This is a genomic window from Erwinia sp. E_sp_B01_1, assembly GCF_036865545.1.
Classification (GTDB): Bacteria; Pseudomonadota; Gammaproteobacteria; order Enterobacterales; family Enterobacteriaceae; genus Erwinia.
Genome location: NZ_CP142208.1, coordinates 3211161 through 3223111, shown reverse-complemented (window position 1 = coordinate 3223111; position 11951 = coordinate 3211161). Strand labels below are relative to the sequence as shown.

Below are 11951 nucleotides of genomic sequence, written 5' to 3'. Positions count from 1 at the left end.
GAACAAGGAAGTCGGGTTTTGTATAAACAAATAAGCGGCTTTGCTTAACGTTTAAATAACATTATGCCTGGCCGGAAAATTAACGTGCTGCCATCCCCGACGGGTTCGGACGGTACGTTGAGTAAGACCCTACAAAAAAAACCGGAGATACCATGAATAAGAAGGCTTTCACGCTCACTGCCCTGGTTGCCAGCATGATGTTTGGTGCAACAGCTCAAGCTGCCGACACCCGTATCGGTGTGACCATTTATAAATACGATGACAACTTCATGTCCGTCGTACGTAAAGACATTGAGAAAGAAGCGAAAAACAGCCCCGGTATTCAGCTGTTGATGAACGACTCCCAGAACAGCCAGTCAACCCAGAACGATCAGGTTGACGTACTGGTGGCTAAAGGCGTTAAAGCGCTGGCGATTAACCTGGTTGACCCGGCTGCGGCTGCGGTAGTGATCAGCAAAGCCAAGTCCAACGATATTCCCATTGTGTTCTTCAACAAAGAACCTACCGCGAAAGCGCTGGCCAGCTATGACAAAGCCTATTACGTCGGTACCGATTCTAAAGAGTCAGGCGTGAAGCAGGGCGAGCTGATTGAGAAGCACTGGAAAGCCTCACCGGGCTGGGATCTGAACAAAGATGGCGTGATCCAGTTTGTGCTGCTGAAAGGCGAGCCAGGCCACCCGGATGCCGAAGCCCGTACCAAATATGTTATCGATACGCTGAATAAAGATGGCGTGAAAACCCAGCAGCTGCATCTTGATACCGCTATGTGGGATACCGCTCAGGCGAAAGATAAGATGGATGCCTGGTTGTCCGGCCCTAACGGTAACAAAATTGAAGTGGTTATCGCTAACAACGATGCGATGGCAATGGGTGCAGTAGAAGCGCTGAAATCCCATAACAAAGCTTCCGTGCCGGTATTCGGTGTGGATGCCCTGCCAGAAGCGCTGGCGATGGTGAAATCTGGCGCAATGGCCGGTACCGTACTGAACGATGCGGAAAACCAGGCTAAGGCCACCTTTGAGATGGCGAAAAACCTGGCGGATGGCAAACCTGCTACTGAAGGCACCAATTATAAGCTGGAAGGCAAAGTTGTCCGCGTAGCTTATGTGCCGGTTGATAAAGAAAATCTGGCTCAGTTCTCTAAATAATCTGGATCTGTACCGGGCGCAGCCTGCTGCGCCCACTCCCAGGCTTGCGATTGGGCTTGCCTGATTTCACGCCACTTTCAGCCGGGTAGAATTATGGGCAGTGATAAAGTGCAAACACAGCGCGACTATTTGCTGGAGATGACTGACGTCAGTAAGTCATTTCCGGGCGTTAAAGCGCTGGACAACGTGAATTTGAAAATTCGCCCTCATTCCGTGCATGCCCTGATGGGTGAGAACGGGGCGGGTAAATCCACGTTATTAAAATGCCTGTTTGGCATTTACAGTAAAGATACGGGGAGTATCCTTTTCCAGGGCAAGGAAATCGATTTTAAAAGTTCGAAAGAGGCGCTGGAAAACGGCGTGTCGATGGTCCATCAGGAATTAAACCTGGTGTTGCAGCGCACGGTAATGGACAACATGTGGCTGGGGCGTTACCCGCGCAAAGGGTTTTTCGTCGATCACGATAAAATGTACCGTGATACTAAAGCTATTTTTGACGAGCTGGATATCGATATCGATCCGCGCGACAAAGTGATCACTTTGTCAGTTTCGCAGATGCAGATGGTCGAAATAGCCAAAGCGTTTTCCTATGATGCCAAAATTGTCATTATGGATGAGCCAACCTCTTCCTTAACGGAAAAAGAAGTGAACCACCTGTTCACTATTATCCGTAAATTGAAAGATCGCGGCTGTGGAATAGTGTATATCTCCCACAAAATGGAAGAGATTTTCCAGTTATGTGATGAAATTACGATTCTGCGCGACGGACAGTGGATCGCCACCCAGCCGCTGGAAGGGCTGGATATGGATAAGATCATCGCCATGATGGTCGGGCGTTCACTGAATCAGCGTTTCCCGGATAAAACCAACGTACCGGGCGAGACTATTCTTGAGGTACGTAATCTGACCTCACTGCGTCAGCCTTCAATCCGGGATATTTCCTTTGACCTGCGCAAAGGCGAGATTCTGGGGGTGGCGGGGCTGGTAGGCGCCAAGCGTACCGATATCGTTGAGACGCTGTTTGGGATCCGCGAGAAGTCAGGCGGGACGATTAAACTGCACGGCAAACAAATTAATAACCACAGCGCTAACGAAGCGATCAATCATGGCTTTGCCCTGGTGACCGAAGAGCGTCGCGCAACCGGCATCTATGCTTTCCTGGATATCGGTTTTAACTCGCTGATCTCCAATATCCGTAAATACAAGAACAGTATCGGATTGCTGGATAACAGCCGGATGAAGAGCGATACCCAGTGGGTGATCGATTCGATGCGCGTTAAAACGCCCGGCCATCATACTTCTATTGGTTCGCTGTCCGGGGGCAATCAGCAGAAAGTCATTATTGGCCGCTGGTTATTAACGCAGCCAGAAATATTGATGCTGGACGAACCTACACGCGGCATTGACGTAGGGGCGAAGTTTGAGATTTATCAGCTTATTTCAGAGCTGGCGAAGAAAGACAAGGGTATTATTATTATCTCCTCTGAGATGCCAGAGCTTATAGGGATTACCGACAGGATTTTGGTAATGAGTAACGGCATGGTTGCGGGCATAGTAGAAACAAAATCGACAACGCAAAACGAAATTTTACGTTTAGCATCGTTGCACCTTTAATAGGGTAGGGCTGTTACCATGAAAGCAGTAAATAAAAAAAGTGCGCTCACCTGGTTAAAAGAGGGTGGGATCTACGTTGTGTTGCTGGTATTGCTGGCGATCATTATTTTCCAGGATCCGACATTTTTAAGTTTGATGAACCTGAGTAACATTTTAACCCAGTCTTCCGTGCGTATCATTATTGCGCTGGGTGTTGCCGGGTTAATCGTCACCCAGGGTACTGATCTGTCAGCAGGACGTCAGGTTGGTCTGGCAGCGGTTGTCGCGGCAACGCTGTTGCAGGCGATGGACAATGCCAACAAAGTGTTTCCGCATATGGACACGGTGCCAATCCCTCTGGTGATTCTGGCGGTCTGTTTCATTGGTGGCATCATTGGTCTGGTGAACGGTCTGATCATTGCCTACCTGAAGGTGACGCCCTTTATCACCACGCTGGGCACGATGATTATCGTTTACGGGATTAACTCCCTGTATTACGACTACGTGGGTGCCTCACCGATTGCGGGCTTTGACGAGAAGTTTTCGACCTTTGCGCAGGGCTTTATTCGTTTAGGTGATTTTAAGCTGTCGTACATTACTTTCTACGCGGCCATCGCCATCTTCTTTGTCTGGGTGCTGTGGAACAAGACCCGCTTTGGTAAGAACATTTTTGCCATCGGCGGTAACCCGGAAGCGGCAAGAGTGTCAGGCGTAAACGTTAACTTTAACCTGATTCTGATTTATGCGTTGTCGGGTGTGTTTTATGCCTTCGGCGGGATGCTGGAAGCGGGCCGTATCGGTTCGGCGACCAACAACCTCGGCTTTATGTATGAGCTGGATGCGATTGCAGCCTGTGTGGTGGGCGGCGTGTCGTTTGCGGGTGGTGTGGGTACAGTCGCAGGCGTGGTAACCGGCGTGTTGATTTTCACCGTAATCAACTACGGTCTGACCTATATCGGCGTTAACCCGTACTGGCAGTACATTATCAAGGGCGGGATCATTATCTTCGCCGTAGCGCTGGATTCCCTGAAGTACGCTCGTAAGAAATAACGTTCAGTTCGGGAAGGCAGTGTTTAAAGCGCATCGGATGAGAATCCGGTGCGTTTTTTTTGCGGGTGGCCGGTAAGGGCAAAATCAGGGACGAGGACAACACCGGGTTCAGATGTATGGCGTCACCGCAGAGCACTTTATCTGAGGCGGCGTAAATACATCCCTGTAGCCTTGGCAGCCGCATCCATGCGGCTGACACTCAGCTAAAGTGCTCTGTGGTGCCACCCGCAGATATCAGTGGTATCGGTAAGTTGGTGGATACACAGGTCAAAAGCCTGATGCCACCCGCAGGTACCGGTGTTGCTGAGGAAAGCATTTCCTGCTTTCGTGAAAGGACTTTTATCCTTTATAAGGTTGCACACTACATGGCTATTGCGTAAATTTGTCTGACAGTTGGTCAATGCCTGAACAGTTTTATCGTTGCACATACTCGTAGCTTTTGGATCTCCCTGATGGGGAGGTCGCCGGACACGTTCAGTGAGCAACTGGCTAAGGTGGAAATATGCATGCGCTTAATACGTCCCGCTCAGTACAGACGATCAGAGATTGCACCGAGACGATCGCAACGATACCGCTGCGTCACTGGGATGATATGCTCCAGATCCGTCATCTGAAAAGTGAGGGTGCGCTCAGAGATCAGCACTTTATTATTACAATTAAAAGTGTTGTGGACGACGCTGAATTTTCCGTAAAGCCTTTTGCTGAACTGATAGTCCTGAACAATCATCTTCGCTTTACCCTTTCGCCGGAATCACAATATCCGGAAATTGCTGACCGGGAAGGTGAAATCTATTCAGAAATTGAGCGAAGCCTCGCAGAATTTTTGAAAAATAAATACAGTGTTGATGTTAGTCTGGTGCGCAATAAATCCTCAGTTCAGAGGCGTATCGCTAAACAATGGCTCCATCAATAGTTTCAGGTTATAGCAAAAACCTCGATATCTTTCCTGACTGTATATCCCGACAAAAAAATCGGGTAGGTTATTTAGTCTCCCCTGTTTATGACGTATTGCGCCTTATTGAATGGAAGCTTACCGGTTCTCCCTACGCTTATTGTGTTACGGTTTCTATCGTTGGTGGAGAAGATAATGGCTGGTTGCGTGAACTTGCACTTGATCGCAGTCTGGAAGGAGATACTGAAGAAGAGATCGTTCATTACATTCGCGTTACGGTGGGCGAAGATGAAGATGATGAAGATAAGCAAGTCGCCCGTTTTGTTTACAGAAACTTCCTTTTCCGCACTAAGGCTGGCAATGATGCCGGTATTCAGATTAAAGGCGCATTTGTAGAGCCAGCTAAAGAGAAAAGGGCAATGGCTCGTACCGTGTATGCTTTTCTTCTGAACTGGCATCGTCACGTAATCAGTGATGATCACCAAACGGTCTTCGGCGCCAAAATCTGGGCAAACGGAATGATTCAGTCAGGCCGCGTCCAGGTTTATGATGCCAGCCAGAAGCACTTCGTAGACATTTTAACGCAAGGTGGTGAGGGTATTGGTGGTTTCAAACCCTGGGATGCTTTGCTACTTAGTGAGCAGCAAATATCTCACTGGAATCCTTACGCGCTCAGCATCGATCCGGCAGACCAGATATTGGCAATCGTGTCGGCGACAGATCGTTACCACAATATCGGTATTACAACGTTCGACGCTACTCTTCCTCGCTTGATAATCCATTAGGTTAAAACCAGTTCTGTAGTGAGGCTTTACCCCGGAGCACGTTTTCCGGGGCTGTGTAAATCTTAAGGTCAACACCGGGTTCAGATGTATGGCGTCACCACAGATATCAGTGATGGCGGGAATTTCGGTGGCTGCACAGGTCAAAAACTCAGGTCAACACCGGGTTCAAATGTCAGGCGTCACCACAGAGCACGTTTTCCGGGACGCCGTAAATACGTCCATGTAGGCTTGGATGCCGCATCCATGCGGCATACACTCAGCTAAAGTGCTCTGTGGTGCCGCCCGCAGATATCGGTGATGTCGGTAAGTTGGTGGATACACAGTTCAAAAACGCAGGTTAAATCATTGTCGATGTTGAAGCGCATTATCTGATGTTCCCATTATTTTAAAAATTTTAACCCTGAAGTTAGAGGTTTAATAAGGGTTAGTATTATTTTTGGTATTAATTCATTGGGTGTAATTAAATTCGCCAGTTTCTTTTAAAACTATTTAATGTTTGTTAATTAAATCGGCAGATTAACACTATTCAGAAGAAAATTTTTTTGGTTTATCTGGAAGCAGCGTCAATAAATACCGTCCGTTTTGCAACGTGTTTCATTCTTTTTCGAGCTGTCCTCCATAAAAATATCCCGACTCAATTAATTGAAGAAAAAGAGCTTTATACAGTATTGACGGTCTTTATCAGCCGGATATAAAGTGGTTAGGCGCCGATTTAAAAGGCGCTGATAAAAGCGAAGCTCGCCAGTGTTGAAGCACCGACGAGCCTCTGACCACAATGTTAAAGGAGGTAACATCATGGCTGATAAACAGTTTACTCAAACTCGCTCTGAATTTATACATCTTTCCCATTTAACGCCGGTAATGGATTTTCTGGATCTGGCGGAATATAACGAGCGTCTGGTTTCCGTTTTGGTTGAATCTGATAATAATGAGGAGCGCCTCGCAATTTGTTTGCAAATGGCGGCTTGTCTGGCGCAATTACAGACAGCATTAAATGAACCTGTACCTGAATCCCGCATCGCTCAGTTGACCACTGAGGATGAAACGGTTTTCTGGAGCAGTTCTTTTATCGCCGAGCCGGAAACAGTGACGTTGTATTGCCGTGCGCTGACTCAGGCTTTGCTGAGTCGTGTATTAAGCCCGGAGATTGAGGAAGCCTTCAGAGGTTTGCTGTTCGATCTTGTCTCCTTTCAGGTTGACGATCTGAAAGCGCCGCGTTTTGTGCAGACAGAAAGCGGATTAGAACATATCAGGTAAGGGCAGGAGATAGCAGACAGGAAGCTCTGGCGAGAGTCAGAGCTTTTTCAGAAACATTTATTCGTGTTCAGTTTTCACCTGTTCTTCGGGCTGGGCTTGCTGTGCGGATTTTCCCTGCTGCTCAGACTCTGTCTGTTGTTTTTGCCGGGCCTTTTGTTCAGCCTGTGTTTGTTGCCCGGGTTCTGACTGTTGAGCAGTTTTCACCTGTTCTTCGGGCTGGGCCCGCTGCGCGGACTTCGATTGTTTTTCCAGCTTCTGTTGCAGTTCCAGCAGCTGTTCTGGCGTAACGGCTGGGTAGCTTTGTGCATCATCCGGGATTTCATGACGGGCGGGGATCGGCACCATCGGGCCGAGGAAGTGCGGTTCGCGCTTCATCAGATACAAATCGGCCAGCGCGCCAAGCCGTGCGGCAACTTCTCTGGCCCGAATATTCAGCATATTTTTCGGCGAGGGAACGGCGTAGCACTGCGCCTGAATCCCCATATGCAGGGCGATATACAACGCGCGTTCGCAGTGGAAGCGCTGGGTGATAATAATAAAGTCGTTGGTGTCGAAAACTTTACGGGTCCGCACGATGGAATCCAGCGTCCGGAAACCTGCGTAATCCAGCACGATATCCGAAGGATCAACGCCTGCGGCGATCAAATCACGACGCATGGTCATAGGTTCGTTATAGCTTTGCTGCGCATTATCGCCGCTCAGCAGCAGATAATTCACCTTGCCGCTGTTATAGGCATTCAGCGCGCCCTGCATGCGGTAAAGGTAATACTGATTGATCACGCCGGTGCGGTAATACTTAGCTGTGCCCAGCACTACGCCTACCTGACGGTGCGGCAGTGACTTTAAATTGTCGTAAACGTAAGGGGCGGTTTTCCAGCTGATCCAGCGATCCAGGCCGAGCGCAGTCATTACCATCAGTGCAATGATGATAATAAGACTATATATCAAGCGTTTTACCATGCCGGACGGTGCTCAGACTTGCAGAAATAGAATCATTCAAGGCTACTTGACCCGGCGGGGTGAAGCAAGCAACAGCGCACCGGTTGGCGGCTTTTCGCACGATTCAGCGGCAGAAAAGTGATGTGGCGCAGGCCGGGTGCAAAACACCCGGCCTTTTCGTCAGATTGAGGTCCGGCGATAGTTACGGTATTGCGGCAGCCAGAAGTTGGCTGCGATAGCTTTCGAAAGTACATCTTCAGAAGTGACGACGGCAACGCCTGCCAACTGCGCGGCTTTACCCACGGCCATAGCGATCACTTTTGACACGCCCTGAATATCTTTCACTTCAGGCAGTACCGGGCCAACGCCATCATTTACCAGTGGCGAGCAGTCGGCCAGCGCGCGGCTGGCAGCCATCAGCATACTGTCCGTGACGCGGGTGGCGCCAGAGGCGATGACGCCAAGGCCGATCCCCGGGAAGATATAGGAGTTATTGCACTGGGCAATAGGGTAGGTTTTCTCTTTCCACATCACCGGCGAGAACGGGCTACCGGTGGCTACCAGCGCTGCGCCGTCGGTCCAGGCCATGATGTCCTGCGGCGTGGCTTCAACGCGTGAGGTAGGGTTAGAGAGCGGCATCACGATAGGGCGATTGCAGTGCTTATGCATCTCGCGGATGATCTCTTCGCTGAACAGGCCCGGCTGGCCGGAAACGCCAATCAGAATATCAGGACGGGCATTGCGCACCACGTCCAGCAGCGAAATCGAGTCAGAGCCGGTGTGCCATTCTGCCAGCTTCTCGCTTTTCTGCACCAGCTTGCTCTGGAAGTTCAGCAGGTTCGGCAGCTTGTCAGTCAGCAGGCCGAAACGGTCAACCATAAAGACCCGCGAGCGTGCTTCTTCGTCGCTCAGACCTTCTGACTTCATCTGCGCGATGATCTGCTCAGCGATGCCGCAACCGGCGGAACCGGCACCGAGGAACACCACCTTCTGCTCGCTCATCTTACTGCCTGCCGCACGACTTGCGGCGATCAGCGTTCCCAGCGTGACCGCCGCAGTTCCCTGAATATCATCATTAAAGCAGCAGACTTCGTCGCGATAGCGTTCCAGTAAAGGCATGGCATTTTTTTGCGCGAAATCTTCGAACTGCAACACCACGTTTGGCCAGCGGCTCTTCACGGCCAGAATAAATTCATGGACGAAGTTATCGTACTCTTCGCCCGTAATGCGCGGATGACGCCAGCCCATGTACAGCGGGTCATTGAGCAACTGCTGATTGTTGGTGCCCACATCCAGCACGATTGGCAGGGTATAAGCCGGGCTGATGCCGCCACAGGCGGTATAAAGGGAGAGCTTACCAATAGGAATACCCATTCCGCCGATGCCCTGGTCGCCCAGACCCAGAATGCGCTCGCCGTCGGTAACGACGATCACTTTTACATTCTGCTTGGTGGCGTTTTGCAGCATATCTTCAATGTTGCCGCGGTTCGGGTAGGAGATGAATACGCCACGCGCACGACGATAGATTTCCGAGAAGTGCTCACAGGCTGCGCCGACGGTTGGGGTGTAGATGATCGGCATCATCTCTTCAAGATGGTTGTCCAGCAGGCGATAGAACAGGGTTTCGTTGGTGTCCTGGATGTTACGCAGGTAGACGTGTTTATCGTTATCGTTTTTGAAATCCTGGAACTGACGCCACGCACGTTTTGCCTGTTCTTCGATCGTTTCCACTGTTTCGGGCAGCAGGCCACGGAGGTTGAATTCGTTGCGCTCCTCAACAGAGAAAGCGCTTCCCTTATTTAACAGTGGGAATTCCAGCAAGATAGGGCCGGCATAAGGGATATACAGCGGTCGTTTACTTTCGTATTCGAGTTCCATGCAATCAATACTCATTCGGATCAAAATGTTGTGGGGGCAATCCTAAAATAACTGGTCTGAAAGTACAGCTTTTGTTAACCGGATATAACAAAAGGTGCGAAATTTACGTAATTTTGAGGGACAAAGCGCAGGATGCCGCGAAGAGCAGCATCCTGAAAGGCGGGTGGTCAGGCCAGAGGAATAGTGGTGATATTGGTGCAGCCCAGCGCCTGAAGTGTAGCCACAGTGGCCTGACGCTGAATGACTTTGGCTTCCGGCGCTTCGGCCAGAACGGCACGCTGGATATTCAGCACGTCGTGTCCCGAAAGACTCAGTAAATTCAGGGCAGCCTGCAGGGGAGGAAGGCTGGGGTTGAATGCCGCATTTTCAGCATACCGCCCGGCAAAAATCGCGCCTTCTGCGGTTTGCAACGCCACGCCGCTCCATGCCTGCGTATAAGGCGCGTGGCTACGGTTAGCCGCCTGAAGTGCCGCCTGAGCAAGGGGATCCCCCTGAATTTGCAGACCATGATCGACTTCATCCATCAGCAGCGTTTTGATCTCCAGATCGCGTGGGCCAAAAGCATCCGGCAGATAATCCCCCAGCGTGGAGGGCGCGCGCCCCGGCAGATGAATGGCCAGTGCCGTGCCGCTGTTCAGCTCATTCATAAACTGGCGGCAGTGACCACAGGGCGTGTAGTTCACGGTAATGGCTTCCAGCGCTGACTCGCCACGCAGCCAGGCGTGGGTCACCGCGCTCTGCTCTGCATGCACCGTTTGCTGCATAGTGGCCCCGACAAATTCCATGTTCGCACCAAAATAGAGATGCCCGCTTTCGCCCCTTGCCAGCGCCCCCACATTGAAGTTGGAGAGCGGGGCCACGGCGCAGGCCGCCGCCAGCGGCAGCAGGGCAAAAGCCAGTTCCCGATCGTCCAGTCCGGTTGCGGCTTTGATCTCTGTAACCTGTGACGGGGTCAGGAAAGCCTGAAAGTCAGCGGCAGAAATAATGGGCTGCAGGGCGGTCTGCAAAGGTGACGGCAGCGTGGCAAACGCGGCAAGGAATCTTGGGTGCATATCAGGCCTCTCTGGCAAATTTGGCTGCTAATTTTAGCGGTCAGTTGCAAGGTTATATGTGATTGATATCACGCAAGCAATGCAATTTATGAAACCTGATTACAAAATGCGGGATCTCTCGCAAATTAACCCCAGACCGGGCCAGGCTATCCCCAGAAGGCCATCAGCAGCGGAAACAGGAAAGGGGCCAGCAGTGAGGTGATAATTCCACAGATCACCAGCGCCAGCGAGCTGTAAGCGCCTTCCTGATAGTCCAGTTCGGCACAACGGGCGGTGCCCAGCGCATGGGAAGCGTTGCCTATGGCTAATCCGCGGGAAGGTTTTCCGGAAATTTTCAGCAGGTTCAGAATCATATGCCCGAATACAGCACCCAGAACCCCGGCAATCAGCACGCAGATGGCGCTTATCGCTGGAATTCCCCCCAGCGTCCCGGAAACCGCCATTGCAATAGGTGTGGTGACGGATTTTGGCATGATAGTGGCGGCGATTTGTGGCGTAGCGCCCATCCACAGTGCGATTGCGGTGCCGGAAATCATCGCCGTCATGCTGCCCATAAAGCAGACGCCAATGATCGATTTCCAGCGGGCGCGGATTTGATTCATCTGCTCATAAAGGGGGATAGCCAGCGCCACGACAGAGGGTTGTAGCAGGTGATTAAGCACCGAACTGCCCTGGAAATAGCGGGCATAGGGCATCTGGATCAGCAGCAGCAGGGGAATTATAACCGCCATCGAAAGCAGCAGCGGATTAACCAGTGAGATCTTCACTTTTGCAGCAACCCGGCGGGCGGCAAAAAAGACCAGCACGGTCAGCGGTAGCGACCACCAGATATCACTCATCTTTTGCTCCCGGCCCGACCAGAGGACGGCTGTGTAATTTATGGGAAGCCAGCCCGACGGTAATCAGGACGACAAAGGTGCTGAGGACACAGGAGACGACAATCGGACCAAACTGGGCGGTGAGGATGTCGGTATAACTCATGATACCCACGCTGATCGGCACAAACAGCAGGCCCATATAGCGGATCAACAGCGTACTGCCGGGTTTAACCCACTTCACCGGAAGGATTTGCGTTGCCAGCAGAACAAAGAGGATAAGCATGCCAATGATACTGCCCGGAATGGTCACGGGGAGCAGGGCAGCGAGGCCGTTACCGGCATAAAGGCAGAGGTAAATGATCACAAAGGCGCGAAGGTATCGCCAGCCCACAGACAGCGCGGTGCGCATGATAAGCTCCTGTTTAATGAAACTGAATCATACGTTGAAATGAGAAAACGTGCTACGGGTCACACCGATGCAGCAAGCAGATGTGAAAAAGGGACGAAATCTCTTTCGCCCCTTTCAGTCGTCACCGCAT

The 11951-nt window shown here is 51.1% G+C and carries 10 protein-coding genes and 1 pseudogene; 6 read left to right on the top strand and 5 right to left on the bottom strand.

All coding sequences use genetic code 11. From position 1 onward, the window contains the following. The first annotated feature begins 152 nt into the window (after positions 1-152). The 6 genes from mglB to VRC33_RS15195 all read left to right on the top strand — a co-directional run bounded on the left by mglB (position 153) and on the right by VRC33_RS15195 (position 6725). Complete coding sequence (gene mglB / locus VRC33_RS15220) at positions 153-1148, top strand: galactose/glucose ABC transporter substrate-binding protein MglB (RefSeq protein WP_338557161.1); 996 nt, start codon at positions 153-155, stop codon at positions 1146-1148. 93 nt (positions 1149-1241) lie between these two features. Beyond that, positions 1242-2762, top strand: coding sequence for a galactose/methyl galactoside ABC transporter ATP-binding protein MglA (mglA, locus tag VRC33_RS15215; RefSeq protein WP_338557160.1), 1521 nt, complete (start codon positions 1242-1244; stop codon positions 2760-2762). An 18-nt stretch (positions 2763-2780) separates the two neighbouring features. Further along, complete coding sequence (mglC, locus tag VRC33_RS15210; protein WP_338557159.1) at positions 2781-3791, top strand: galactose/methyl galactoside ABC transporter permease MglC; 1011 nt, start codon at positions 2781-2783, stop codon at positions 3789-3791. Positions 3792-4293: 502 nt separating this feature from the next. Then, on the top strand, positions 4294-4704 hold the full coding sequence (locus VRC33_RS15205; RefSeq protein ID WP_338557158.1) for a hypothetical protein: 411 nt from the start codon (positions 4294-4296) through the stop codon (positions 4702-4704). Next, positions 4689-5468: a hypothetical protein gene (locus VRC33_RS15200; protein ID WP_338557157.1), complete on the top strand. Its 780-nt coding sequence runs from the start codon at positions 4689-4691 to the stop codon at positions 5466-5468. Before VRC33_RS15205 ends, VRC33_RS15200 begins: the two co-directional genes overlap by 16 nt. A 795-nt stretch (positions 5469-6263) precedes the next feature. Then, complete coding sequence (locus VRC33_RS15195; RefSeq protein WP_338557156.1) at positions 6264-6725, top strand: hypothetical protein; 462 nt, start codon at positions 6264-6266, stop codon at positions 6723-6725. A 252-nt stretch (positions 6726-6977) separates the two neighbouring features. Here VRC33_RS15195 and sanA read toward each other — a convergent pair. From sanA to VRC33_RS15170, 5 genes and pseudogenes are all read right to left on the bottom strand, one after another. Then, positions 6978-7685 (bottom strand): annotated as a pseudogene (gene sanA, locus VRC33_RS15190) (outer membrane permeability protein SanA); the annotation flags it as partial. 159 nt (positions 7686-7844) lie between these two features. Beyond that, positions 7845-9542: an NAD-dependent malic enzyme gene (locus VRC33_RS15185; protein ID WP_338557155.1), complete on the bottom strand. Its 1698-nt coding sequence runs from the start codon at positions 9540-9542 to the stop codon at positions 7845-7847. 167 nt (positions 9543-9709) lie between these two features. Continuing rightward, positions 9710-10594 (bottom strand): cytidine deaminase, encoded by an 885-nt coding sequence (gene cdd, locus VRC33_RS15180; protein ID WP_338557154.1) that lies wholly within the window; start codon positions 10592-10594, stop codon positions 9710-9712. Between the two features lie 146 nt (positions 10595-10740). Continuing rightward, positions 10741-11433 (bottom strand): CidB/LrgB family autolysis modulator, encoded by a 693-nt coding sequence (locus tag VRC33_RS15175; protein ID WP_338567366.1) that lies wholly within the window; start codon positions 11431-11433, stop codon positions 10741-10743. Continuing rightward, on the bottom strand, positions 11426-11821 hold the full coding sequence (locus tag VRC33_RS15170) for a CidA/LrgA family protein (protein ID WP_338557153.1): 396 nt from the start codon (positions 11819-11821) through the stop codon (positions 11426-11428). The genes VRC33_RS15175 and VRC33_RS15170 overlap by 8 nt, the downstream gene beginning before the upstream one ends. Positions 11822-11951: the final 130 nt, after the last annotated feature.

What these genes read in the sequence shown, in the direction of transcription:
- mglB (WP_338557161.1), top strand. Translation starts at nt 153, where the DNA reads ATGAATAAGAAGGCTTTCACGCTCACTGCCCTGGTTGCCAGCATGATG.
- mglA (WP_338557160.1), top strand. Translation starts at nt 1,242, where the DNA reads ATGGGCAGTGATAAAGTGCAAACACAGCGCGACTATTTGCTGGAGATG.
- mglC (WP_338557159.1), top strand. Translation starts at nt 2,781, where the DNA reads ATGAAAGCAGTAAATAAAAAAAGTGCGCTCACCTGGTTAAAAGAGGGT.
- VRC33_RS15205 (WP_338557158.1), top strand. Translation starts at nt 4,294, where the DNA reads ATGCATGCGCTTAATACGTCCCGCTCAGTACAGACGATCAGAGATTGC.
- VRC33_RS15200 (WP_338557157.1), top strand. Translation starts at nt 4,689, where the DNA reads ATGGCTCCATCAATAGTTTCAGGTTATAGCAAAAACCTCGATATCTTT.
- VRC33_RS15195 (WP_338557156.1), top strand. Translation starts at nt 6,264, where the DNA reads ATGGCTGATAAACAGTTTACTCAAACTCGCTCTGAATTTATACATCTT.
- VRC33_RS15185 (WP_338557155.1), bottom strand. Translation starts at nt 9,542, where the DNA reads ATGGAACTCGAATACGAAAGTAAACGACCGCTGTATATCCCTTATGCC.
- cdd (WP_338557154.1), bottom strand. Translation starts at nt 10,594, where the DNA reads ATGCACCCAAGATTCCTTGCCGCGTTTGCCACGCTGCCGTCACCTTTG.
- VRC33_RS15175 (WP_338567366.1), bottom strand. Translation starts at nt 11,433, where the DNA reads ATGAGTGATATCTGGTGGTCGCTACCGCTGACCGTGCTGGTCTTTTTT.
- VRC33_RS15170 (WP_338557153.1), bottom strand. Translation starts at nt 11,821, where the DNA reads ATGCGCACCGCGCTGTCTGTGGGCTGGCGATACCTTCGCGCCTTTGTG.